Origin of the sequence: Psychrobacter sp. CLB018 (assembly GCF_041222815.1) — a bacterium.
Classification (GTDB): domain Bacteria; phylum Pseudomonadota; class Gammaproteobacteria; order Pseudomonadales; family Moraxellaceae; genus Psychrobacter; species Psychrobacter faecalis.
On sequence record NZ_CP166085.1, the window covers coordinates 2,921,555 to 2,947,630 of the forward strand.

At 43.5% G+C, this 26,076-nt stretch carries 23 protein-coding genes; 9 read left to right on the forward strand and 14 right to left on the reverse strand.

Annotated elements, in window-relative coordinates:
- Positions 1–78: 78 nt before the first annotated feature.
- The 12 genes from AB8P72_RS12430 to AB8P72_RS12485 form a co-directional block, all read right to left on the reverse strand.
- On the reverse strand, positions 79–1,764 hold the full coding sequence (locus AB8P72_RS12430) for an ATP-binding protein (protein WP_068404250.1): 1,686 nt from the start codon (positions 1,762–1,764) through the stop codon (positions 79–81).
- A gap of 366 nt (positions 1,765–2,130) precedes the next feature.
- The gene (locus AB8P72_RS12435) at positions 2,131–2,847 is read right to left on the reverse strand and encodes a response regulator (protein ID WP_021812806.1); all 717 of its coding nucleotides are present in this window, start codon (positions 2,845–2,847) and stop codon (positions 2,131–2,133) included.
- A gap of 768 nt (positions 2,848–3,615) precedes the next feature.
- Complete coding sequence (locus tag AB8P72_RS12440) at positions 3,616–4,032, reverse strand: F0F1 ATP synthase subunit epsilon (RefSeq protein ID WP_068404252.1); 417 nt, start codon at positions 4,030–4,032, stop codon at positions 3,616–3,618.
- A 115-nt stretch (positions 4,033–4,147) separates the two neighbouring features.
- Positions 4,148–5,581 (reverse strand): F0F1 ATP synthase subunit beta, encoded by a 1,434-nt coding sequence (atpD, locus tag AB8P72_RS12445; protein WP_068404254.1) that lies wholly within the window; start codon positions 5,579–5,581, stop codon positions 4,148–4,150.
- Positions 5,582–5,631: 50 nt separating this feature from the next.
- Positions 5,632–6,513, reverse strand: a complete 882-nt coding sequence (gene atpG / locus AB8P72_RS12450) for a F0F1 ATP synthase subunit gamma (RefSeq protein WP_068404256.1) — start codon at positions 6,511–6,513, stop codon at positions 5,632–5,634.
- Between the two features lie 246 nt (positions 6,514–6,759).
- Positions 6,760–8,304: a F0F1 ATP synthase subunit alpha gene (atpA, locus tag AB8P72_RS12455; protein WP_068404258.1), complete on the reverse strand. Its 1,545-nt coding sequence runs from the start codon at positions 8,302–8,304 to the stop codon at positions 6,760–6,762.
- 91 nt (positions 8,305–8,395) lie between these two features.
- Positions 8,396–9,019: a F0F1 ATP synthase subunit delta gene (locus AB8P72_RS12460; RefSeq protein ID WP_201582810.1), complete on the reverse strand. Its 624-nt coding sequence runs from the start codon at positions 9,017–9,019 to the stop codon at positions 8,396–8,398.
- A gap of 13 nt (positions 9,020–9,032) precedes the next feature.
- Entirely contained in the window at positions 9,033–9,503 is a 471-nt protein-coding gene (locus AB8P72_RS12465) for a F0F1 ATP synthase subunit B (RefSeq protein WP_025651436.1), read from the reverse strand.
- A gap of 117 nt (positions 9,504–9,620) precedes the next feature.
- Positions 9,621–9,869, reverse strand: a complete 249-nt coding sequence (gene atpE, locus AB8P72_RS12470; protein ID WP_025651437.1) for a F0F1 ATP synthase subunit C — start codon at positions 9,867–9,869, stop codon at positions 9,621–9,623.
- Between the two features lie 33 nt (positions 9,870–9,902).
- Positions 9,903–10,769 carry a F0F1 ATP synthase subunit A gene (gene atpB, locus AB8P72_RS12475; protein WP_068404261.1) on the reverse strand — a complete coding sequence of 289 codons (867 nt, stop codon included), beginning with the start codon at positions 10,767–10,769 and terminating at the stop codon, positions 9,903–9,905.
- 731 nt (positions 10,770–11,500) lie between these two features.
- Positions 11,501–11,908, reverse strand: a complete 408-nt coding sequence (locus AB8P72_RS12480; RefSeq protein WP_068404263.1) for an ATP synthase subunit I — start codon at positions 11,906–11,908, stop codon at positions 11,501–11,503.
- Positions 11,909–12,233: 325 nt separating this feature from the next.
- On the reverse strand, positions 12,234–13,118 hold the full coding sequence (locus AB8P72_RS12485) for a metal ABC transporter substrate-binding protein (protein ID WP_201541042.1): 885 nt from the start codon (positions 13,116–13,118) through the stop codon (positions 12,234–12,236).
- Positions 13,119–13,341: 223 nt separating this feature from the next.
- Between AB8P72_RS12485 and AB8P72_RS12490 the strand changes: the two genes are divergently transcribed.
- The 6 genes from AB8P72_RS12490 (at position 13,342) to gluQRS (ending at position 18,970) form a co-directional block, all read left to right on the forward strand.
- On the forward strand, positions 13,342–13,890 hold the full coding sequence (locus AB8P72_RS12490; RefSeq protein ID WP_306495334.1) for a transcriptional repressor: 549 nt from the start codon (positions 13,342–13,344) through the stop codon (positions 13,888–13,890).
- 163 nt (positions 13,891–14,053) lie between these two features.
- Positions 14,054–14,791: a metal ABC transporter ATP-binding protein gene (locus AB8P72_RS12495; protein WP_369958298.1), complete on the forward strand. Its 738-nt coding sequence runs from the start codon at positions 14,054–14,056 to the stop codon at positions 14,789–14,791.
- A 66-nt stretch (positions 14,792–14,857) separates the two neighbouring features.
- Positions 14,858–15,703, forward strand: a complete 846-nt coding sequence (locus AB8P72_RS12500; protein WP_068404270.1) for a metal ABC transporter permease — start codon at positions 14,858–14,860, stop codon at positions 15,701–15,703.
- Positions 15,704–15,987: 284 nt separating this feature from the next.
- Positions 15,988–16,827 (forward strand): metallophosphoesterase, encoded by an 840-nt coding sequence (locus AB8P72_RS12505; protein ID WP_193030957.1) that lies wholly within the window; start codon positions 15,988–15,990, stop codon positions 16,825–16,827.
- A 512-nt stretch (positions 16,828–17,339) separates the two neighbouring features.
- The gene (gene dksA, locus AB8P72_RS12510; RefSeq protein WP_068404274.1) at positions 17,340–17,783 is read left to right on the forward strand and encodes an RNA polymerase-binding protein DksA; all 444 of its coding nucleotides are present in this window, start codon (positions 17,340–17,342) and stop codon (positions 17,781–17,783) included.
- A 227-nt stretch (positions 17,784–18,010) separates the two neighbouring features.
- Positions 18,011–18,970, forward strand: coding sequence for a tRNA glutamyl-Q(34) synthetase GluQRS (gene gluQRS / locus AB8P72_RS12515; protein ID WP_201541545.1), 960 nt, complete (start codon positions 18,011–18,013; stop codon positions 18,968–18,970).
- Positions 18,971–19,071: 101 nt separating this feature from the next.
- Here the strand turns inward: gluQRS and AB8P72_RS12520 are convergent, their stop codons facing one another.
- A complete protein-coding gene (locus tag AB8P72_RS12520) occupies positions 19,072–20,196 on the reverse strand; it encodes an FtsW/RodA/SpoVE family cell cycle protein (RefSeq protein WP_068404278.1) in 1,125 nt (374 codons plus the stop codon).
- 430 nt (positions 20,197–20,626) lie between these two features.
- Positions 20,627–22,045 carry a UDP-N-acetylmuramoyl-L-alanine--D-glutamate ligase gene (gene murD / locus AB8P72_RS12525; protein ID WP_369957820.1) on the reverse strand — a complete coding sequence of 473 codons (1,419 nt, stop codon included), beginning with the start codon at positions 22,043–22,045 and terminating at the stop codon, positions 20,627–20,629.
- 674 nt (positions 22,046–22,719) lie between these two features.
- On the opposite strand from murD, the gene AB8P72_RS12530 reads away from it, so the two are divergent.
- The 3 genes from AB8P72_RS12530 (at position 22,720) to AB8P72_RS12540 (ending at position 26,009) form a co-directional block, all read left to right on the forward strand.
- The gene (locus AB8P72_RS12530) at positions 22,720–24,219 is read left to right on the forward strand and encodes a SulP family inorganic anion transporter (RefSeq protein ID WP_369957821.1); all 1,500 of its coding nucleotides are present in this window, start codon (positions 22,720–22,722) and stop codon (positions 24,217–24,219) included.
- 147 nt (positions 24,220–24,366) lie between these two features.
- Entirely contained in the window at positions 24,367–25,221 is an 855-nt protein-coding gene (locus tag AB8P72_RS12535; RefSeq protein WP_191690682.1) for a universal stress protein, read from the forward strand.
- A 449-nt stretch (positions 25,222–25,670) separates the two neighbouring features.
- Complete coding sequence (locus tag AB8P72_RS12540) at positions 25,671–26,009, forward strand: P-II family nitrogen regulator (RefSeq protein ID WP_011514651.1); 339 nt, start codon at positions 25,671–25,673, stop codon at positions 26,007–26,009.
- Positions 26,010–26,076 lie beyond the last annotated feature (67 nt).

The window sequence follows — 26,076 nt, forward strand, 5'->3', positions numbered from 1 at the left end:
TTGCCCTCCTTTACTATTAAGCTCATTTCAATCATTTTAATAAATTATCAATATCAATTTATCGGTCATTATAAAAGATTAAGCATCGAAATCGCGTTCACTTTTTTCTTGCGTCAACTCATCGGCAGCAAGGACTTGGGTCAATGGTTTAATCGGCCAAGTCATGACAAAGCGTGCGCCGCCAAGCTCACGGCTCTCGTCTACTTTCATATTGCCATTAAACCAAAAAGCGATACGCGATACGATAGACAAGCCCAAACCATAACCACCTGAGGCACGTGTACGACTATCGTCCAAGCGTGAAAATGGTATAAAGACTTTTTCACGGTCGGCTTCAGGAATACCGTGCCCATCATCTTCTACGCTGACAAAAGCATTGCCTTTTTTCACTCCCGCACTAATGATAATCGTGGTTTCGGCATAACGTAAAGCATTTCCGGCTAAGTTCTGAATCACCCGGTGCAGGTAACGTCTATCCGCAACCGCTGTCACTTTCGCATTTGGCAGATTGGTTACTATCTTAATCGGTTTGCCTAAAGCATTGGTTTCACGCTCAATTTGCTCAAGCAACTCGCGCAGATTGACCGGTTCTAAATCCAGTTTTGGTGAGCCTTCTTCAAGTTTGGCGTACGTTAAAATCTCATCAATCAAACCATTTAACGCTTCGATATCTTCATCAATATAATCACGCTGCATAAAGCGCGAATCTTCATCATCGGTATCTGCCAGCATATCGACAGCGAAACGAATACGTGCAACCGGCGTTCGCAGTTCGTGCGATACTGCCCGCGTCAGCTCGCGCTGCGATTCAATCAAACGCTTAATATGTGCCGTCATCGCATTAAAGGTCGCGGATAGACGCGCAATTTCATCTTGTCCGATAACCTGCACTTTGATATCAAGATTGCCTTTACTGACTTCGTTAACGCCCACTTGAATCAGTTGCAGCTTGCGCTCTAGCGGGAAAATAAGCGCATACACGCCTAAGCTGATCAGGAACATACTGATCAAAATCATACTGACAATCAGATTGAGCGGGAACCAGTTAAACAAAGGTACCGGCCCGATTAAAATCGCCATATCATTGATTTCAGACGGCACGACCACTTTAATCGACGAATTACTTTTACTGGTATTGGTATCTTGTAATAAGATGACGACCTCATCGCGGCGTAAGCGTGCCATTTGATCGGGGTCTAAATTAAGGGTATTGATCGCTCTAAATTCTAATGGAAAAGAGAATTTTTCTTCTAGTTCTGCCAAACGCGCACGCTTATCGGATAAAGTCGCGTAATAAGACAAATCATCGAGCAAAAATACCGCGATAGCGCGTACTTGCTGCTCGGTCACTTGCGAGATACGTGCGGTTAAAACACTCTCGTTGTCTGGCAAGCGATAATAAACATCGGCGTAAATAGGCTGGGCAACATAGCGAACGACGGTATTGCCTTTTTCAAAACGGCGCAGCTCACTGGCATTAAAATCGACCTCGTTAATAGGCACAATGTTAAATTCTGCGCCAAATAAGCTACTAGCATCCGACAGCCAATACTCACGCTGCGATTCGCTTTCTTGATGGGCAATGCCTTCAGCAACGATATGAAAAGCGCCCGTAGCCATATTTTCGCGGTAAGATTGGACGCGTTCTTTATTGATCGTATCCATCAACAATTGCGCAAATAATGCCACACACAAACAGACAATGAGCAGTCCAGCATAAATACGAACAAAGATACTGTGTTTAAGAGAAGAAACTAATGACATACGTGCCGTGACCAACCTAATAAAAAATTATTGATAAAGGAAGAAGAGAAATTCTTGCAGCGCAATTTATCTCATATAATCAAAATATCCTAAAAACGCTACAGTGTTGCGGATATCAATTTTTTGTAGCCTCTGTCTGCGCAGGCACAGCAAGCAAGAAAAATTGATATTAGCAGTACATGATGTATCGATATTACTTTTCACTCACTATACTATTAATCTAGCATCCATAATTATCGCTCAATTAAACCACATAACGCAGCATTTAAGTTTAAAAATTAAAGTTTAGACCATAAAAAACCAGCTTTACGCTGGTTTTTTATTAAAAAGTATTTTAGTAAAGAGAATTGCATTAACAATACGCTGTTAATTGCCTTCTTTAACGAACAAATAGCCTTTACTGCGCACGGTTTTGATACGTTTAGGATTTTCTGGATCATCACCAATTTTTGGACGGATACGCGAGATACGTACGTCGATTGAGCGATCTTGACCGTCATATTCGATACCCCGTAGACGCTCAAAGATATCTTCACGTGACAAGATACGACCAGCATTAGACGCAAGTAACCATAATAAATCATATTCGGCACTGGTGAAATCAACCAATTCATCACCCAAATTCACTGAGCGACCACCGTTATCGATAACCAACTCACCAAACTCAAGACGCTGCGGCACATCTTCTGATGGCGCATTTTCTGAGCGGCGTAATAAAGCACGGATACGGGCAAGCAATACACGTGGCTGCGCAGGCTTAGCGACATAGTCATCAGCGCCCATTTCAAGACCCAAAACCTGATCCATGTCTTCTGTGCGCGCGGTCAGCATCAAAATAGGATTCTGATAGTGGGGACGTACTTCACGGCATACCGTCAAGCCATCGCTACCAGGAAGCATGACATCAAGTACGACCAAATCTGGTTGTTCATTGACAATACGGCGAATGGCGCGATTACCATCGGTTTCAATTGCCACTTCTAAACCATTTTTAACCAAGTAATCTTGGGTCAACATAGCTAAGCGCTCGTCATCCTCAACAATCAAGATTCGGGGGGTGTTGTCTTCTTCATTCGTTGTCATTGTTATATCCTCTAATACATCTTATTTAAAAGCGGTGAAAATAAGAGCGGTAAATTAATAGCACCGTAACTCAATCAATTTGTAAGCCAATACAGGCAGTGACCGTAACACGGTTACAAACTTGGTAGCACAGTATACTATTAAACACACAGCTTCCTATACTATAGCTTATAGTTGGTAACAAAACCTATAAACTACGTCCTATAAAACGTTAGTTTGCGTCCAAAAATTATACCTCTTATTAACTTTAAAAGGCATAGGATAAATTTTATTCAATCATTCTACTGGTCTTATATCGAACCAACGCTTTAAAAGCCGAAATAATAAATGTCGTTAAATATCGTTAAAAAAGCTAATAAACTTTTAAAAGAAAAAACGTGGTTGCTACGCTCTAATATAACCATATATCTGCGTTGCCGCTAGTCACTTTTCCATCATTTTATGAAAATCAGTTTAGTTTTTGATAAATATTGCATAACCTAGGAGATATTTCAAATATAGGCAAAATATCCTAAAAACGCTACGGTATTGCTGATATCAATTTTTTGTAGCCTCTGTCTGCGGCAAGCACAGTAAGCAAGAAAAACTGATATCAGCAGTGCGTGCTGTATCGATATTACTTTTCACTCACTATAGTAAATGTCTGAGCTATGGCAAATATTAAGCGCTAACTACTAAAAAGCTAACTATTAGAAGAACAGGCATAAAAAAACAGTCCCTAATGGACTGTTTTTATGTTTATAACAAAAACTAAAGCGTAACAATGTGCTAGGCGCGGTTTTTATATTTACGAATAGTCTGCAGCTGGGCGACTGATTCTGCCAATGACGCTAATGCCGCATTGGTTTGTACGGTATCAGATTGGTTGACCAGCATTTGCTCAGCTTTCTTACGTGCTTCAACGATTTTACTCTCATCAAGATTGTGTGCACGCATCGCGGTATCAGCAAGTACGGTGACCATTTTTGGTTGTACTTCTAACACACCGCCAGATACATAAATGACTTCTTCTCCACCGTTAGGTGTTTGTACGCGCATCGGACCGGGTTTTAGCAAAGTAATAAGCGGGGTGTGACCTGGCAATATACCAATTTCGCCTTCGGTACCACTAGCTATTAACATGCTAATTTCGCCTGAATACAACTCTTCACGAGCACTTACGACGCGACATTGTAATGTTGCCATACTTAATTCCTTACCATCAAAGCGCGATCAAAAAACAGTAAAAACTGCGATGCGTTACTGAGGAGTAGATATAAAGGTTATATTATACCTACTCGTTAGCCCATACCAATACCACTTACGCTGCAGAAGACTTCATTTTTTCTGCTTTAGCAACAACTTCGTCGATGCCGCCTGCCATATAGAAAGCTTGCTCTGGTAGATCATCGTACTCACCAGCGATGATTGCTTTAAAGCTAGCAATGGTATCGCGTAATGGCACATATTTACCAGGAGCACCAGTAAAGACTTCCGCTACGTGGAATGGCTGTGACAAGAAGCGCTGAATCTTACGAGCGCGATAAACGACCAGTTTATCTTCTTCTGACAACTCATCCATACCTAGAATGGCGATGATGTCTTTTAGCTCTTTATAACGCTGTAACACTTCTTGAACACCACGCGCAACGTTGTAATGCTCTTCACCGATAACCAATGGGTCAAGCTGACGTGAGGTTGAATCTAGTGGATCAACCGCAGGATAGATACCTTGTGAAGCGATATCACGGCTTAGTACCACTGTCGCATCCAAGTGAGCAAACGTCGTTGCTGGTGATGGATCGGTCAAGTCATCCGCAGGTACATATACCGCTTGTACCGAAGTAATTGAACCTGATTGCGTTGAAGTAATACGCTCTTGCAGCATACCCATCTCTTCAGCTAGCGTTGGCTGATAACCAACCGCTGATGGCATACGGCCTAGCAGTGCCGATACTTCAGTACCCGCTAGCGTATAACGATAGATGTTATCAACGAACAATAATACGTCACGACCTTTGCCAGTGGCAGGATCTTTGGTATCACGGAAGTACTCAGCCATGGTCAAACCAGACAGTGCAACACGTAAACGGTTACCTGGTGGCTCATTCATCTGACCATATACCATCGCAACTTTAGATTTGCTAAAGTCTTCAACGTTGACAACACCAGCCTCTTGCATTTCGTGATAGAAGTCGTTACCTTCACGGGTACGCTCACCGACACCAGCAAACACGGATAGACCTTCGTGTTTAAGGGCGATGTTGTTGATCAACTCCATCATGTTGACGGTTTTACCAACACCAGCACCACCAAACAGACCAACTTTACCACCTTTCGCAAACGGGCAAAGCAAATCGATAACTTTAATACCAGTCTCTAGCAGCTCAGTACTGTTTGACTGTTCTGCATAGCTTGGGGCTTCACGGTGAATAGACCAGCGCTCATCTGCTGCGACCGGACCTTCTTCATCGATAGGACGACCAAGAACATCCATGATGCGACCTAAGGTACCCATACCGACTGGTACAGAAATAGGTGCGCCTGTGTTGGTCACTGGTAGGTTACGTTTTAAACCTTCGGTTGAACCCATCGCAATAGTACGTACGATACCATCACCTAGCTGTTGCTGTACTTCTAGGGTGGTTTCAGTGCCGTCTACTTGCAAGGCATCAAAAATTTGAGGAACTTCGTTACGGTCAAACTCAACGTCAAGAACCGCGCCAATAATCTGTACAATACGACCGCTACTCATTGCGTTCTCCTTGAACTTCTGTATATAGTGGGTTTTATAAAGGGTTTCAATTATGAAACAGCAGCAGCACCGCCAACGATTTCCGAGATTTCTCGGGTAATCGCCGCTTGACGCAGCTTATTATAAACCAACTGTAAATCGTTAATTAGGTCACCAGCATTATCTGTTGCCGCTTTCATCGCAACCATACGTGAAGACTGCTCAGAGGCAATGTTTTCCATTACCGCTTGATAGACAATCGACTCGATATAGCGACCAAGTAATTCATCAATCAAGGTTTTAATGTCAGGCTCGTAGATATAATCCCAGCTCAGCTCTGTTTGTATACCACTTTCTTCATCACCAAATGAACCCTCTGGTAAAGGTACCAATTGGTTGACAATCGGTTTTTGAGTCATGGCGTTGACAAACTGGTTATAGACCACATAAATACGGTCTAATTTACCGTTGCTATAGTCTTCTAACATCGCTTGCACTGGCGCGTTTAATTGCTCAAACGTCGGTTTATCACCATAGTCAGTAACGGCTGAAGTGACTTTACCACCGAAGTTTTTAAAGAAACTCACGCCTTTAGCACCAATAACGGCAAACTCGGCTTGTACGGACTGGTCTTGATACTGCTGAATGCTTTTAGATAAAGCTTTGAATAGGTTAATATTCAAACCACCCGCTAGGCCGCGATCTGATGTGATGACGATATAGCCAACTTTATCAACGGGACGCGAGACCATATATGGGTGTTTGTAATCTGATGAGGCATGCACCAAATGCGAAATAACCCGGCGCATACTATCAGCATACGGGCGACCCACTTCCATGCGCTCTTGGGCACGGCGCATTTTACTAGCGGCTACCATTTGCATAGCGCGAGTAATTTTCTGGGTACTTTTAATACTGGTGACTTTGGCACGTATCTCTTTTAAGCTTGCCATAATGATTCCAATATAAGAGGGTTAAAAAGCATGGGCGTATGCAACAATCATTTAATATAAAACACTGAACTTATCGAAATAATGTCTTTACATCTTGTGGCATGACGCAATCTTAGACCTTTATTGGTTAAAATAGCGGCGCGATTATCTTAAAGGAAAATCTCTATACTTAAAATTTTTCAGATAATACGCCACTTTTTGCGCTCTAAAGCAGAGCGCTAACCACTTCAGGTTTAACCCGTTAAATTAATAACTGTGATTTTGTTTAAAGGTCTCTAAAGATGACTTTAAACGACCTGCGATATCATCATTATAATTCGCAGTGTCATCAATCTCACGCATCAATTCACTCTGCTCATCATGCATATAGCGTAAGTAAGCTTCTTCAAAAGAACCAATTTTTTCAACAGGAACGTCTGCTAAGAAGCCTTCGTTCGACGCATAAATAACGGCGGCTTGCTCAGAGATAGACATTGGCTGATATTGTTTTTGCTTCATCAATTCAGTCACGCGCTCACCATGATCAAGCTGTTCGCGAGTCGCATCATCAAGGTCTGATGCAAACTGAGCAAATGCTGCCAATTCACGATACTGAGCTAATGCAGTACGGATACCACCAGACAGCTTTTTGATAATCTTCGTCTGAGCAGCACCACCAACACGCGATACCGAGATACCAGCGTTGACTGCTGGACGGATACCTGAGTTAAATAAGCTAGACTCTAAGAAAATCTGACCATCAGTGATTGAAATCACGTTGGTTGGTACGAATGCAGAGACGTCACCAGCTTGAGTTTCAATGATAGGTAGCGCGGTCAAAGAACCGGTTTTACCAACCACTTCACCGTTGGTGAATTTTTCTACGTATGCCGCGTTTACGCGTGATGCACGCTCAAGTAAACGTGAGTGTAAGTAGAATACGTCACCAGGATAGGCTTCACGACCTGGCGGACGACGTAGCAATAGTGAAATCTGACGATAAGCAACGGCTTGTTTTGATAAATCATCAAAAACAATCAGTGCATCTTCGCCGCGGTCACGGAAGTATTCGCCCATCGTACAACCTGAGTACGGTGCGATATATTGAAGTGCTGCTGGTTCTGACGCTGAAGCGACCACCACAGTGGTATATTCAAGGGCACCAGTTTGCTCAAGCTTACGTACCACGTTAGCAATGGTAGAACGTTTTTGACCGATTGCGACGTATACACATTTAATACCAGATGCTTTTTGCGCAATGATCGCATCGATAGCCATCGCGGTTTTACCCGTCTGACGGTCACCAATGATAAGCTCACGCTGACCACGACCGATTGGAATCATGGTATCAACGGCTTTATAACCAGTCATGACTGGTTGATCAACTGATTGACGGTCGATTACGCCTGGGGCGATTTTTTCGACTTTATCAGTCATCTTGGCATCGATAGGACCTTTGCCATCAATAGGGTTACCTAACGCATCAACAACACGGCCTAGCAACTCAGGACCTACGGGTACCTCCAAAATGCGACCAGTACAATAGGCTTTTTGACCTTCTTGTAGTTTTAGGAAGTCGCCTAATACTACTGCACCAACAGAATCACGCTCTAAGTTAAGCGCCATTCCGTAGATTTCACCTTCAAACTCAATCATTTCGCCGTACATGGCATCTTCAAGACCATGAATCTGCACGATACCGTCAGATACTTTGACAATCGTGCCTTCATTCTTTGCAGTTGCACCCGCATCAAGGTCTTGAATACGCTGCTTAATCAGATTACTGATTTCCGCTGGATTCAATTGTTGCATTGCCTTGTTTCCTTTAATTTATGATAACCCGCCACTGACTTAAATGCTCTTATATCACGCAAGCTTTAGTAAGCTGCACGGATGATTGGCATTAGGCCGTTAGCTGTGTTTTTAACTGTTGTAACTTGCCACGCATCGAATCATCGATAACTTTGTCACCGACTTTAATCATAGCGCCCGCCAATAGACTTGGATCAACCGACTCGTGAATCACCACGCTCGCATTGAGCGAGTCAGCAAGACGCGTTTGCAGCGTCTGACGCTGAGCATCAGTTAATGGATAAGCAGAGGTCACATAAGCGTCAAGCTGCTTTAAGCTTATTGCCTTGTGACGGCGATAATGCTCATAAACTTCAGGAAGCAGCGCCAGACGCTCTTGTTCTGATAACTGTTTAACGAAGTTACTAAGTGCTACTGATACTTTAGGATAGCTGGCGTTTTGGTCATGACGAGCCCCTTGGGTCTCACCTAATAACTGCTTAAAAGCAGAATCATTCGCGCTAGCTACTTGCGTATCATAAAGATCGACCAAAGCAGCTGACTTATGCTCAGCAGAAACAGCTGGATTGTCTAGCCAAGTACTGAACGACTTGTCATTGACAACGGTAGCGGCAATAAATAAGAAGTTTTCCCACTCATTTACTACCCCGTTTTCATTGGCATAGTCAAACGCGGCTTTAGCGTACGGTCGTGCTAAGGTTGATAAGTCAGCCATGATATCCTCACAATTACAGCTTCGCCGCCAGTTGGTCTAACATACTGGCATGTTTTTGCACATCGACTTTGTCTTGCAAAATCTTTTCAGCACCAAGTACAGCCAGTTCAGCAACTTGGGCACGCAATGATTCGCGCGCTTGATTGATTTCTTGGTCGATAGAGGCTTGCGCTTGTTGACGAATGCGTTCGCCTTCCGCTTGGGCTTGCAATTTTGCATCTTCAACAAGCTGATTGGCGCTCTTGTTCGCTTGCTCAATTAGCGCAGCAGCTTTAGTTTTTGCAACATCAAGCTCCTGCTGTACATTTTGCTCCGCGGTCGCTAAATCTGCTTTTGCTTTTTCTGCGGCGTTTAAGCCTTCAGCAATTTTACGCTGACGCTCATTAATGGCACCGATAAGTGGTGGCCACACGAATTTCATGCAAAAAATCACAAATATTGCAAAAGCAATGGCTTGACCGATGAGGGTAGAATTGATATTCACGTGATCACCTCTTTGTTAATGAAAAATCAGTTTCATTGATCATATTTGATAGCCAAACTTTGGCTATGTTTAATATACAAACTTTGACCACCAAACATTTACAACTGAGCTTTCTGATTAACCTGCTAGAGGGTTAGCGAACAACAATAGCATAGCAATACCAACACCAATCATCGGTACGGCATCAAGTAGACCTGCCACGATGAACATACGAGTTTGCAGTTGTGAACCAAGTTCTGGTTGACGTGCAACACCTTCTAAGAACTTGCCGCCTAGAATAGCAAAACCAATGCCTGTGCCAAGTGCGCCAAGACCGATAAGCAGTGCTACTGCGATAACTGTGTAACCACCTAATACTGGATCCATTGATGTATCCTCATTTACCTATTGAATGTATAATTAATGTTCAGTTGATGATGCAAGCGACATATAAACTATCGTCAACATCATAAATACGAACGCTTGAAGGGTAATAATTAAGATGTGGAAAATCGCCCACGGCACCGATAACGCCCATTGAATCCAAAACGGCATCAGGGCAATCAATACGAAGATTAGCTCCCCAGCATACATGTTACCGAACAGACGCAAACCTAGTGAAATGGGTTTGGCAATCAAAGTAACAAACTCTAAGATAAAGTTGATGGGGATTAAAATGATTTGCATGATTGGGTTTTTGGCGCTAAACGGATGCAGTGTTAACTCACCAATAAAACCACCCAACCCTTTTTCTTTAATACTGTAGTAAATAATCAGCGCAAAGACAGAAAATGACATGCCTAGGGTGATATTAGGGTCAGTCGTTGGTACAATCTTGAAGAACACGTGATGTGGATCATGACCCATCGCAGCGCCAACTTGACCTGCTAGACTTGGAATGAAGTCGATAGGCAATAAATCCATCAAGTTCATCAAGAAAATCCATACAAAAATGGTCAACGCTAGCGGCGCAATCAATTTTGACGTACCACTATAAGAATCGCGAACGTTGTTATCAACAAACTCAACGATCATCTCAACCGCTGCTTGAGTTTTGCCGGGAACGCCTGAAGTAACTTTTTTGGCAACCATCCAAAAGATGGCACAAAATAAAATACCCAGACCGATTGACCATAACATGGAGTCAAGATGGATAGCTTTAAAACCCATTAATCCTGCTTCTTCAGCAGTATGGGCAACTTTCCAACCTTCGCCCGGCAGATAGCCGTACGTCCAATTCGTTAAGTGGTGAGAGATATATTCTGATGATGTTTGCTCGGATGCCATAATGTAAGCTTCTTATTAATCAACGATTTAATCAACTACCAAAAAATATGGTTGTCATCTGATGAGGCGTTGGCGGTTTTATTTAATCTGCATTAAGCAAATCCAGAAAAACACTTACAGCCCTCATGTAACCAATAACATCCAACCCATAGCTCTATAACTACTCTGTTATTCTTAAATAATTAAGCGGAATAACCAATTTTTTTATTGCGGCGGCTCAATTTGATAGTCATGGATAAATTTTAGCTATCAAAAAAGGGCGCACGATTATTCATTAATGGCCCTTGCATATCTACGCAAATTTTTAAGTATGTGTTTACTTGTCTCGCTTTACTTTCCTCACACCCAATACGGTGCTCAGCAGCAAGACAGTTAGCTGTCTATATTAATGCAGCGTTGTAATCGTGTAAAGTCAATTATGACTTTTTTATTTACGGTATGAATACGTTAACCGCTGTTAACGTTCGCTACTATGGCTTTGCGTCTATCCATCAAAGCCGATAATTTAATTGTATTTGAACACTCTACTTAGAGAGAGGGTTACTTATCGCGATTTTTACGCTTAGATCTAGTTAAGCGTCTTTATTCATACTTTTATTGTAAAAACAGTTTTCAGTCACTTAATCATTGGTTGATGACTTTATAACAGTAATCTTAGAGAAGCTGGACCGCAGGATGACAAATGTACGTGCTGTATTATTGAGCTATTAAAATTATAATAGGTTCTAAATCTAGCGTATCTGCCACAACATCCAACTGTGACTAATCTGCATTACCATAAAACCGACGAATAGCGCAGGCGCTGATAGAGGTTGTATGGTAATAAAAATTAGTGCAAAACCACATACGGTCAGTAGCCATTTGACCATTTGACCACGATATAGCTGGCTGACAATGTGTCTGCGCGCGCGATATCCGGTATACCAAAAGATAAATCCAGCAAAGACCGCTTGGGTGGCAAAACTGAGTAGCGCCCCAATAGCGTTGCTCTTTGCAATAACAAGCGTATTGCCGTTATTACCCAACCAAGTAACATCTACTATCCAACCGAGCACAATCAGGATAAATAAAATCCATGCTTGGCGTTTTAGATAAATAGCAATCTTATCTCTTTGGGTGCGTTTGGCAGGTTTGGTCATTGATATTTCTATAGCTCTATAACGTGGGGACAATGCCACACCGTTGCGACAATATTATCCGTGAATGGCTCACTCTACAGACGTTATCTTTTAACCAAAATAAAACGCCACTTATTATAGGGAGCAAGCAGATTTTAAGCAAGTGAAATATGCCTTTTATCAAGCATTTAGTTATTTAGCGCTGAAAATCTCTCTACAGAGTCAATAAAGTAGCGCTAATCACCTCTAAATTCACCTATTCTACCGTTAATTTAACTTACGTCATTTCAAATAGCTCAAAAGCTCAGCTTGCCATTAGAACTTGACCGCTACTTTTGACCCTTATTTAGGAAATACACTGACGGATTTGCTGCGCCATTGTCTGCCAACCACTAATAAAATCTTTACTGTTGCTCATATCTTCCGCTTGCACGCTACTTTTAACCGGTTGTAATTTCGCCAGCAAACCTTTAGCAGGCTGATTTGGGCTGACCAAGCACATTTGTTTTGCTGGGCGCTGCTCATTTAACCAGCGTAATTGACTGGCTTTTGGCGCTAAATGATGATCGGTACTTAAGCTGCCAATTAACTGAAACTTGGCGCTGTCTTCCATATATTGATAAGCATCATGATATGCCCAATACGGCAAAGGTTTTTGCGCGTGGTTTGCATGAGCTGCCGCCACGGCTTTATTCATGCGCTGGGCAAATTTTTGCGCATTAGCATGATAGAGCTTTTTATATTGCGGATTGGCATGACTGTGAATGACAGCAAGCGCTCGCGTAATGGCTTTAGCGTTTTCAGGATCGAGCCAAATATGCGGATCGAGCGTGCCAGCAATGGCTTTGCCTTTAACATCGCGCAGCGGATGACGATTAAAGGCGTCGAATTTAAATAACGCAATCGCATTGGGCGCGCTATTGAGCGTGGTGGCGAGGTTGTTTTCTAGCGGCTCGCCAAACCAAACCACAAACTTACTGTTTTGAATCGCCTTGATATCGCCGGGACTGATACTGCCGTGATGTCCGACCTCCCCTGCTTGCAATAATTGCTTGGCTGATGGCGCGCCTTCCGTCACCGCTTGGCTTAATAAAAACAGCGGATAGTTACTGACGCTCACCGTTGCCGCTTGCGCGCTCATCATGAACGAGGCAAATATAAGCACGCTAGTTATGAAAAATCGCTGTAAGCGCAGAGTTAAATGCATAAAGTTTTTAAATAATGGAATCATAATGGCGGCTTTTAAGGTTCAAGGATAATTGGCAAAGGTAGTTATAAATATTTTGCAACCTTATTCTGGTATAAAACAGCAGACCTGTGAATAAATGCAAAGGACTTCTCTGTTTTGCGTTTTAGTATGTTATACTATAACAATATAAAAAACCATTATAAAATATCCATTAATTAAAAATACTGTCCATCACACCGCTAGGTCATCTTTAGGAGTTTGCTGCATGTCTACTCATTCATCTGTTTGCGCTCATATCCATGATGTGCAAGATTTTACAGCGTCCGATGTCAATGAGCGTTTACTAGCAGCCAAAGAGCAATGTCGCTCAAGCGGCGCGCGCTTTACGCCGCTGCGTCAACAAATCTACCAGCTGGTGCTAGAAGCCAATAAACCAGTGGGCGCTTATGATTTAATCACCCAATTGCAGCAGATGCGCCTTACCGAGCCTGAAGCAGAAAGTGATAGCTCGAGCCATCAAGCAAATAATCAAACGCCAAAAAATGTCGCGCCGCCGACGGTTTATCGCAGCTTGGAGTTTTTATTGAGCGAAGGTTTGATTCATCAGCTAACCTCGATTAATGCTTATGTGCCTTGTTGTCATCCACGCGCCCAACATACAGCAGCGTTTTTAATCTGTGCCCAGTGTCAGCGGGTACAAGAATGCAGCAGTTTGCCGGTACAAGAAATAATGAGCTTTGCAGAGCAAGACGTTGGCTTTATGGTCGAGCGTAGCGTCATTGAATTGAGCGGTCGTTGCCAAGCGTGTCAGTAAAATAACGGTTTGCTTATATTTTTGACCTGAATTTTAGGTTTACGCTTTCATGCTAAATTATTATTCTGTCATTTCTTAATTATCATTAATACATCAGTACTGCCCTATGAGCCTAGCAATTTTACCAACCAAGCCCTCTGCTATGAATATAAGCGATAAAACCATGCCTAACGCGGCTAAACTGCTGAGCTTAAGTGATATCAGTTACCATATCGGGCAGCAACGTATCCTCTCGCATATCGATATTGATATTGCTGTTAATGAAACGGTCAGTCTGATAGGTCCTAATGGCGCGGGCAAATCCACCTTAGTTAAACTAATTTTAGGTTTAATCGAACCGACGAGTGGGCAGATAACGTCGCACCAAAACTTGCAACTTAGCTATGTGCCGCAGCGCTTTGCCGTGCCGCCTATTTTACCGTTACGCGTTTGCGATTTATTGGCACAAGCCGATAAAAAACGCCTAAGCGCTGAGCAGCGGCAATTTATCTTTGATAATTTATCGTTGACGCATTTATTGTCTCGGCAAATGCTGCATTTGTCAGGCGGTGAAACCCAGCGAGTATTATTGGCGCGTGCCTTATTAGACAAGCCCAATTTATTAATTTTAGATGAGCCGATGCAAGGACTAGACCCTGATACCGAGGTTTGGCTCTATCAGTTTATCGATGAGCTGCCAGCATTTTTGCGCTGTGCCATGCTGGTGGTTTCACACGATTTGCATTGGGTGATGAAAGGCAGTCGTCGAGTCATTTGTCTGAATAAGCACATTTGCTGCGAAGGGCAACCAAGCGAGCTTGCGATTAGTTCGGAGTTTCAGAAGCTTTTTGGCCATCATTATGAGCAGCCTTATGTGCATCAGCCGCACGCTTGTGAGCACCATGCCCCAAGCGAGATATAATTAAAAAACCAAGCTTTTTAGGCAAATTGCCTTGTTCCTTTTATAAAAACGTTACGGATATCTATTATGACCGCTTGGTTAGCCATCATAGCTCCTGCTTGGATTGCTGGTAGTATTTTAGCGCTACTTTCTGCGCCTTTAGGCTGCCTAGTCTTATGGCGGCGCATGGCATTTTTTGCCGATGCCTTGGCACATGGCACGTTACTTGGTGTGGCGTTGGCAGTTTTGTGGCAATTACCGATGGGCATCGGTATTGGCATCGTCAGTATTTTAGTCGTACTGGGCTTGGTATTCATCGATGATGAGCGTCTGCCAGTCGATGCAGTGCTGGCCGTGGTTGCGGTATCGCTGCTGTGTTTAGGTTTATTAACCTTGACGCAGCTTACCGATCAGCAAGCCAATGTTTTAGGTTTTTTATTTGGCAATTTGCTCGAGCTTGACTGGGCAGATTTGCCGTTGATTGCAGTAAGTGTTTTGGTGGGCTTAGGATTACTGATTTATATATGGCCTGCACAAATCAAGCTTGCCACCCACGAAGCTTTGGCACGCATTCAAGGGATCAATCCAACACGCCAGCGCTTGTTTTTTATGGGCGTATTGGCAGGGTTTTGTGCTATTGCCTTGCAAGCGGTTGGGAGTTTATTAATCAGCGGCCTATTGGTGTTGCCAGCATTAACAGCACGTTTATGGTCGGCATCACCAAAACAAATGGTTGTTATCTCTTTAATCATTGCCCAGCTTGGCGTCACGCTTGGCGTTTGGGGCAGCATTTGGCTAGATATCCAAACGGGGCTTGCTATCGTTTTGGTACTGGCTATTTTATTTTTTGTGGCGCTCATTATCTCAAAGCTAATAAGCAAAAAATCAGGATCCGAATCCATCTTGGCAAAATTCTGGTCCCCACGCCGTTAGCGTTATTCACATATAGCATCAGATTTCTAAACGTCTCAGCCATTACATTTAGGTCGTGATTTTGATATTTGCTTGGCCTTTGTCGAACTTTATTTCATCAATATTGCTAGAGCTTTAATGCCCATTATGTTATAAACTTTCCTGAATACTATCAATGCGATAGTTGGTGAATATTTGGTTTAATAAATTCTTGGTGTACCAATCTAAGATGTTTTTTTAACGAATGTTTTCGTTTCATCATATTTTAATTTATTATCGTTTTGCTTGATAAGGGACTAACCCCCATGCTTAGCTACCCCGCCAGCGCAGTCAGCACGCCCGACGGACAAGTCAATGTTTTGCAAATTACCGATTTGCACTTATCCTCCCACGTGCCTGCGGCGGCTGACGAAACCAGTAGTGAAGTAGCGGTTTGCCAATACAATTTTGAGGCGATTATCAAGCAAGCGTTGAGCGCAGAGCGGCGCTGCGATTTGATTCTCGTGACAGGCGATTTGGTCAATAAAGTACAAGCAGAGATTTACGATCATATTTTTGACGTATTGCAAGCAACGGGTATTCCTTTTGCTTGTATCGCCGGTAACCATGACGTTACCGATGAAAACAACAGTGAGTTGCCATTTTTTCAGCGTGAACTGATTGCCAGACCCGCGGACAGACGCTTATTGAACCGTCATGTTATCGAAACCGACCATTGGCAGTTGTTGTTAATAGACTCTTCGGTGACAGGCAAGGTAGAAGGTGAAGTGACGCTAAGCGACATTGATTGGCTCTGTGAGCAGCTAGAGACATGCGCGAAGCCTGCGCTTATTGCGCTGCACCATCATGTGATAGCGGTCGATTCAGACTGGATTGATCAGCATATGGTGGAAAACGCCGATATTTTTTGGCAACGGCTGGCAACATTTGAGCATCTTAAAGTCATTATTAGCGGGCATACCCACCAAGAGCAAGTCCGCCATCGGCAAGGAGTTACCGTCTACAGTACGCCCTCTACCTGCTATCAGTTTAAGCCTTTTGAAGATGATTTCGCTTATGATAAAAGCGCCCTTCCCGGCTATCGCTGGTTGCAATTAGCCAACAATGGAGAGGTTGCAAGCTGGGTTGAAAGACTAGATACTTGACAACCAGTTTTATTGGCAAAAATTTGGCTAGTATTTAGCTAGTATAATACCGCCAGAGTGTGTATGTTATAGGGCTAGCTAAAATTACTGGTTATAGACAGCCACAGCGTGATTGCTAATACTAGCAACCTAACCGTAAAGCTAAAAATGATAAATAAGTTATATCATAAATAAGGTAAAAAATGAGAACGGTCTACATTTAGACAAGATTATAATAGCTAGGACGGCTAAATTGACCACAAGCTAAGTTTCCACAGTCAGTGATTTGTAGCTTTATTTAATGGCTAGCATTTAAATAAAAAGATTGATAACAATATACCTGACCATTGATAATCGATAAATCGCTAGCAGGATATCGAAATAACCGTATGTTTAGATCAGCTGTGTTACTTGTGTCACTAAGTGGTAAAACGCATATAAAAGAAGCCATTTATAGCGTTTGGTAAATTGATAACGTCTTGTCTGTCGATAGGTCGTTTTATTGAATTAATTTGAAAAAGTAGGATACCCATATGAGCACCCTGACCCCAAACCCAAATCCAAGTGATGTAAAGTTCACCCCCTATGCGCCTGCCGAAAACGAAGAATACATGTCGGATGAGCAATTGGCGCACTTTAAAGCCATTTTATTAGATTGGAAGCATCAATTGATTGGCGAAGCAGATCGTACCAAGACTTATATCCAAGATGAGTCCAGTGCCATGCCTGATATCAATGACCGCGCCACTCAAGAAGAAGAGTTTGCCCTAACCTTGCGTACGCGCGACCGCGAACGTAAGCTGATTCGCAAAATTGATAAATCTATCGCTGAAATTGAAAACGAGGATTATGGATTTTGTGAAACTTGTGGCGTCGAGATTGGCCTGCGTCGTCTTGAAGCGCGTCCAACCGCGACCCAGTGCATTGACTGTAAAACTTTGTCTGAGATTAAAGAGCGTCAAAACCAAGGCGCTTAAATCCAGCCAATTTAACAGTCATTAATCATGTAAATACAAATACGAGCGACCATTCATTGGTCGCTCGTTGCGTTTTACGGCGTTATTTTTTATTAAATAGCTTTTAGTGGTTGACACGGCACCAACAAAATACGCATATTTAGCAAATATCTTTTTGGCATCGATTTACTTATTCTATCTATTTCTACTTTAGCTAAGTGTCTATTTTGAAAACATCTGCTACCTCTATGGCAAACACGCCTATTAATCTTACTCTGCCCCAACCTATTGGCCGTTTTGCGCCGTCACCAACCGGTGAGCTGCATCTTGGTTCCTTAACCACCGCGCTTGCCAGCTTTTGTCATATTAAATCTCTTGGTGGCAAATGGCTACTGCGTATCGAAGACACCGATACCGAGCGCTGTGATCGACAGTTTACCGAGCAGATTTTGATTGATTTAGAAGTGCTTGGGCTGCACTGGGATGGCGATGTCATCTACCAATCTGAGCGCCTTGATATTTATAATGATTATTTATCTTCAAGCTTATATCCGCTGACTTACGGCTGTCAATGCTCGCGTAAAAGCCTTGAGCGTTATTGGCAGCAAAAAGCGATGGGAGAAAGCATAGACGCAGAGCAGGCACAGGAAAAACTGCTGAACAGGCAACGCTATCCGCGCTGTTGTCTAAATGCCAATCTTGATAAAGAAAAAAACAAACTGCGTATACAGCTACCAGATTACCGTATCGGCTTTAAAGATGGTATTCAAGGTGTGCAATGGAGCAATCCGCAGCAAAGCTTGGGAGATATGGTGGTGCGTCGCCAAGACGTCATGATCAACTATATTTTGGCTGCTAGCCTCGATGATGGCTTGCAAGGTGTGACGCATATTATGCGTGGCTTGGACATTTTACCGATGACCACCGCGCAAATTAGCATTATGCATGCAGCGCATTTGCCAGCCATCGATCATTGGTATCATTTGCCATTGATATGCAGTCCTGACGGTCAAAAGCTCTCTAAACAAAACCTTGCCCAGCCAATTGATACCCGTGACCCAAGTCATCTAATTGCCCATGCTTTGCAGCTATTACAGCAGCCTACCGTTGATAGAGACACGCCGACAAACATGCTAAAGCAAGCAATTGCACAATGGGATAACTCACCGCTAAAAAACATGCAGTCTTTAAATATGCCTGATATTTAATAACAGAGTTCTAAACCCTCAACAGAAAAAACGCCGCTATGAGCGACGTTTTTTTATAGTGAATAATTAGAATGCCGTAAACACTCTAATCATTAAATGACTTAGTAATAACGGCATTGGCTCTTTTCAATCTCAGGGCTTTCTTTATAAATCTTTAGCAGTACCGCGACCATCACCAAGCTAATCAGCATCGATGAGCCGCCATAACTGAAAAATGGCATGGTCAACCCTTTGGTTGGAATCGCGCCCATATTCATTGCCGCATTAATAATCGTCTGCGCAATAAACACCACCGCGATACCAAAAGCGGTATAGCTCATGCGCATTTGCCGACGTTTTAGGGCATTATAACTGATGCGCATCGCACTTCCGATAATCAGCGCCTCAAAGATGAGAATCATCGTGACTCCAACAAAGCCCAATTCTTCACCGGTAATAGCTAGTAGAAAATCCGTATGCGCCTCTGGTAAATGCGACAGTTTTTGCACGCTTTCGCCGTAGCCGACGCCAGTAAACTGTCCGCGACCAAAGGCAATTAAGCTACGTGCTAGCTGATAATCAGTGTCTTGTACATCGTCAAAAGGGTCCAAAAACGACATCACCCGTACCAGTCGGTATTGTACGGTCGCCACCATTAATACAGCACCGCCAACGGCCACAGCGCCGAGCGCGATAAACTGCTTATAAGGCGCGCCGGCAATATAAAAGATGGCAAAGACCGTCCCAATAATAACCACAAACGAGCCAAAATCTGGCTGCGCGAGCAACAGAACGGTGATTAATCCAACCACGATGGCTATGCGTAAAAACCCATCCCAACCGTTACGTACCTCAAATGAGCGCCGTACAACAAAGTCTGAGACAAAGATAATCATCACCAATTTGGCAAGCTCTGCGACCTGAAAATTAAAACCACCGAGCGTGAGCCAACGTTTTGAGCCATTAATAGGCGTACTAAATAAAGTGGCAAATAACAATAACCCCGTGATGGCCAAGAGCATAAACTGGGTTTCGGTTTTATAAAGCCTTTTTAGCGTTACCGCTTTATAAGAAATACCAGCGATAACCAGCCCAATCGCCATGTATAAAAGCTGATTATAAAAGAAATGCAGCTCGCTCATGCCGCGACTAAGGGCAAACGGGATAGAAGCAGAAGCCACCATCAATAAGCTGAGCACCAACATACAGCCAACGCTTGCTAATAAAATGGCGCGCGCTGAGGGCATGGAGAGAACGCCATCTGAGCCAGTAGCTCGCGGCGATTGAGAGTTTGATCGAAAAAAAGAAGAGAGCGCCATAATTTTGTATACACTAGCAAACGAGAAAACACGGCGTTATAAAACGCCACCGTTTAAAAAAATGAAGTTGATTTTATCCAATAGATAATAGCAGACAGCAAAGCGGCGACAAACCCCGATTGTTAATCGTTTAGCTTGTCAGTATTAATGGTACAGTGGTTAGCAACATGAATAGCAACGATGGTTTGCAAATCGCTTGTCGTCCGCTTTATTACCTAGTTGACAGTAGCAGCAATTTATAAGCAAAACAATCATTTATCAAAAAACGCTTTCCATTTTTATAACATCAGTAAAACTACTTAAAACCTAACGCTGATACTACTTTAAGTCAAAACGTATGATAAAGCGTCAAGATGCTTTATGAAGCCTTGTCTAACTGGTTGACCAGCTGACTAAAGTACTTGCCGCGTTCCGCAAAACCACTAAACTGATCGAAACTGGCACAAGCTGGTGATAAGAGCACCGCTTGTACCTGCGATAAACTGCTTTTTGTGACTTGCTGTATCGTCGCAAAAGCGCCTTCTAGCGTTTGACATTGATGCATATAGACATCATCGTCGTTGATACCAGCGGCGCGTAAATGTTGCTCAATCTGCTGGCTATCTTCGCCAATAAACAACACTTGGCTGACGTATTGATTGATAAATGGCGTTAATTCGCCAAATTGCTGACCTTTACCCTGCCCACCTAAAATTAATAGTAGCTTACCATCTTTAGGCGCATATACCGCTCCTAAGCCCTCGACTGCCGCCATGGTTGAGCCAATATTAGTACCCTTAGAATCATTAAAATAATCAATGCCATCGACCGTAGCCACATATTCGCAGCGATGCTCAAGTCCTGTAAAATTCTGCAAGGTGGCGAGCATACTATCAAGCGGTAAGCCTGCAAGCTCACCCAAAGCCAAAGCTGCTTGCGCATTGAGTAAATTATGCCGACCTTTGATACGCAGTTTGTCTGCCGACAGCAAACGCTCGGTCCCGCGGGCCAAATACGTCTGCCCTTCTGAGTCGGTAATCAGTCCATATTGACCTTTGTCAGGGGCGTGAATGCCCGTGCTTAAGCGTGGCAAATTATCCGCCACTAGCGGCCGCGTCAAGGCATCTTCGCGATTTATCACTACAGACTTGGCGCCTTGAAAAATGCGATGCTTGGCTTGATGGTAGCCGAGCATATCGCCATGGCGGTCTAGGTGGTCAGGAGACATGTTAAGTACCGTTGCCACTTGTGCGCCTAAATTGGTCACCGTTTCTAACTGGAAACTTGATAGCTCGATAACAGCCAATTCCATCTCGGTATTAGACAGTAACGTCAGTGCTGGCACGCCAATATTGCCGCCTACGCCAACATTGACTCCGGCATCGGCGGCCATTTGTCCAACCAAGGTGGTGACGGTACTTTTAGCGTTAGAGCCTGTAATCGCAACAATCGGTACGCGGCACGCTTCACAAAATAGCTGAATGTCACTGACAACGGCAATATTCGCCTCTTTCGCCGCAGCAACCGCTGGGGTTTTTAAGGAGATACCTGGGCTGATGATAATGCGAGCGGCTTGTTGCAATAAATCGGCGTCTATCGCGCCAAACTGGCGAATCTCAACAGCAGCAGGCAATTGGTCTGCTAAAGTGGGACTGACTTGATTGTCGGTGACAGCGACTTGGTAACCTTGCTTGGTCAAATACTGCGCAACCGACAGCCCCGACTGCCCTAAACCGACCACGACTTGTAAACCACTGCCCTTATGGAGTAAGGCTTCTGTTGCGGTGTTAGTGGTCATATCTATTCCCTTTATCTATTGGACGAACAAAATTGTATCAAGTATCTTGGCTTTGTTAATAGTATTGATAATCGCTTTTATAGTGAGCTTTACGCTAAACGTCAGGGCTACAAGCATTCTAAGCCAGTTTGAGCAAGTCTGCCTAAATCTGTCTGAACCTGTGTCAATAAGCCACTTTGGCTGATGAGCATCATAAAGCCATTGCCGCAATTTCGGTACTGGTTTTTTGAGGCTTTGTGTTATTATGCGCCTGTTTTTATATTGCGCCGCTAATGCTATAATAGCCGCCTTAATAAGAAGCGCTACGATAGTAAGCGCTCTTTAACCAAATCTTCAATTTAGCATTTTAGTTTAGCATGTTGTCACCTTTATCGCGCCATTGTCATCGTCCTACAGTTATGTTTTTTATGCTGAGGTGGATATGATAAGCAACCGCTGCCCTATATTTTGGCGTTTTGTCTGACAAGAGACGTATCTTCTTCCGCCGTATTTCACGGCAAACACTTATTCATGTTTTTAAGAGCTGTTATCCTACTGATTAAGGGTAACGGTTTGTGCGATACCGCTATAAAGGTCGATAACCGTTAGTCTCGATACAATCATTTTAGGGTAACGCTTTATTGCTCGATCATAAATGGTTGTTTTTTTTGCCTCTAACCCTATACAGTTTACTTATGACATCTTTTTTTGGCAGTTTGCGTGAAGAGTGGTTTTCCAATATTCGCGGTGATACGTTATCAGGTTTAGTGGTCGCACTAGCCTTGATTCCAGAAGCGATTGCCTTTTCTATTATCGCTGGTGTCGACCCAAAAGTCGGTTTATATGCTTCATTTTGCATCGCCGTGGTCATTAGTTTTGTCGGTGGACGTCCGGGTATGATTTCGGCGGCGACTGGCGCAATGGCACTGGTAATGGTTGATTTGGTCGCCGAGCACGGGCTGCAGTACTTGCTTGCCGCTACGTTACTTTGCGGCGTCATTCAAATCATCATGGGTATTTTAAAACTTGGTAACTTGATGCGCTTTGTGTCGCGCTCGGTGGTCATCGGTTTTGTCAATGCGCTGGCGATTTTAATCTTTGCCGCCCAGCTGCCTGAGCTGAACCCAATGACTGAGCGCGTCGGCATGACGGTCTATATCATGACGGCGGCAGGCCTTGCGATTATTTACTTATTTCCGCTGCTTCCTAAAATCGGACGCTTGATTCCGTCACCGCTGATTTGTATCGTTGGTTTGACTGCGGTTGCCATGTATATGAATCTTGATATTCGTAACGTCGGTAGCATGGGCGATTTGCCCGATTCTTTACCGGTGTTTTTATTACCTGACATTCCGCTGAACTTTGAAACCTTGCTCATTATCGCGCCTTATTCTATCGCGCTTGCCATCGTAGGTTTATTAGAATCTATGATGACCGCGACCATCGTCGATGAATTGACCGATACGCCCAGTGATAAAAACCGCGAATGCCGTGGTCAGGGTATGGCCAACGTCGTATCAGGCTTCTTTGGTGGTATGGCAGGCTGCGCGATGATTGGACAATCAATGATTAACGTCAAATCTGGCGGCCGTACGCGTTTATCAACGCTTATTGCTGGCGTGGTGCTACTCATCTTGGTGGTATTTTTAAGTGAGTGGGTCAGCCAAATTCCGATGGCAGCCTTGGTAGCGGTGATGATTATGGTTTCTATCGGTACCTTTAATTGGCAATCTATTCGAGAATTTAAAACCCACCCGCTGTCCTTTAATATCGTGATGCTGGCGACCGTGATAACCACTGTGTTTACCCATAACCTCGCGTACGGCGTCGGCGTTGGCGTGCTGCTCTCAGCGTTGGCGTTTGCCAATAAGATCGGGCAATTCTTAACGGTCTTTAGTGAGTATGACGACAGTAGCAACACTCGTTATTACTATGTGCAAGGACAGGTTTTCTTTGCGTCAACGACGCAGTTTCTGCAAAGCTTTGATACCAAAGAAGCGTTGGACAGCGTACAAATTGATGTTAGCCACGCCCATTTTTGGGACGTGAGTGCCGTCGATACCTTGGACAAACTGGTCATGCGTTTGCAGCGCGAAGGTATTGATGTCAAAGTGGTTGGACTCAACAGCGCCAGCCGTACCCTTATCGATCGCTTTTCGATTCACGATCGCCGAGATATTGGACTGTTAGATTAAACAAAACGGTATTGCTGTTATCAAGCTGAGCGCAATAGTGTCTTTATTGTTCAGCAATTATATTGGTATATAAAATCAGGCTCGCGGCTTAAAGGCACTCCTTTAAACCGTGAGCCTGATTTTATTATTGAGATATGTGGTGCCCTTATGAGTAATTTGAAGCCAGATAGTGTGATTGCTTGCTTGGACTGTCCCAATCATGTGCAAGCGGTATTGGATGCTAGTATGTGGGCCTCTATTCGTCTGCAAGCACCCATTGGTCTGCTGCACTCTGTACCAAGTTTGCAACAAAAAGCTGCCGTTGATTATTCTGGTTGTCTCAATATTGACGATGAAAATGTCTTGCTAGACCAATTCACCGCACAAGAGCATTTGAGCAATAGCGAGCTAAAAGCCCAAGGTAAACTGCTGCTGCATCAGGCCAGCACTTATTGTGAGCAACAAAGTCACAAGCTTAAAACTTATACCTTACATCGGCATGAAAGTCTGAGTGACAGTATTGATTACGTCGATGACAAAGCACAATTAATGGTCATCGGTCATCATGTGACTTGCAAATCAACCTTGAGTCAGCTGATACGTTTGAGCCACTGCCCCATTTTGGTGACGCATGCACCATTTTTGCCCCCAACGACGGCGTTATTTGCTTTTGATAACAGTCCAACTTCGCATAAGCTGCTCAATTGGCTGTGTAAAACGCCGCTTATTCGTGCGTTGACCGTACATATTGTCATGGTTGCTAAAGAAAACTCAGAAAACTGCGATGCACTGCGGGAAGCCTATGCGCGCCTTAAACAAGCGGGTATCAAGTGTAAAAAAGCCTTGCTCGACTGCCGTGATGTGACCGCTGCCTTAAATTACTATCAAAGCAAAAATGATATTGGGCTGCTGATGACCGGCGCCTTTGGGCAACCGCGTCTGCTTGAGCTGCTAAAAGGTAGTGAAACCAAAAAACTACTTGGCAGTACCAAGACCCCGTATTTACTCTTCCCCAAAGCTTAAAACCTTCTTTTTATGTATAAACTTTTAATTTTAAACGCCATTATTCATAATGGCGTTTTTAATAATCGACGTTTTTACAATGCTTACGCGCTTACTTTTCTCCTATCTCTTCCCATTTTTCTTATCAAACCTCTTATCAAATCGTCACATGAAATAAAGTGATAGCCTCCCCAAGGGCTTAAAAAGTTGGTTATAATAAAGTGTTTATTCTCCCAACGTTAAAGGTTGATAGCTCCAACTTATATCCCTAAAAGCATAGTTATTGTTGCGATATAGGCAAGAGTTTTTGTCATTATCATGGTTATTTTTAAGCAAATGCGCGCAACCCTACCAACCCCCTTGAGTAGGTTTGGCACAATTCTTGAACTATTTACCATGAGCCTGACAATAATACGAGCCAGCAAACGGTCTCTATTAACCTGCGACATCATCTATATAAGGATTTTTTTATGAAGCTAATCACTGCGATCTTAAAACCATTTAAGCTCGATGATGTGCGCGAAGCGCTTTCTGACATCGGTGTAAAGGGTGTCACCGTCACCGAGGTTAAGGGTTTTGGTCGTCAAAAAGGTCATACCGAGCTCTATCGCGGCGCTGAATACGTGGTGGACTTTTTACCTAAGGTGAAAGTTGAGGTAGCAGTGATGGATGAGATGGTCGAGCCTGCTATCGAAGCCATTACGCGCATTGCCAGTACCGGCAAAATCGGTGACGGCAAGATCTTTGTGACCAATCTTGAACAAGTCATTCGTATTCGTACGGGTGAGACAGGTCCTGACGCTATTTAATAGTTAAGAATAATTAAGCGCTAGACCACTTATAAACACAGATTTATAGGTCATCTCGATCACTGTA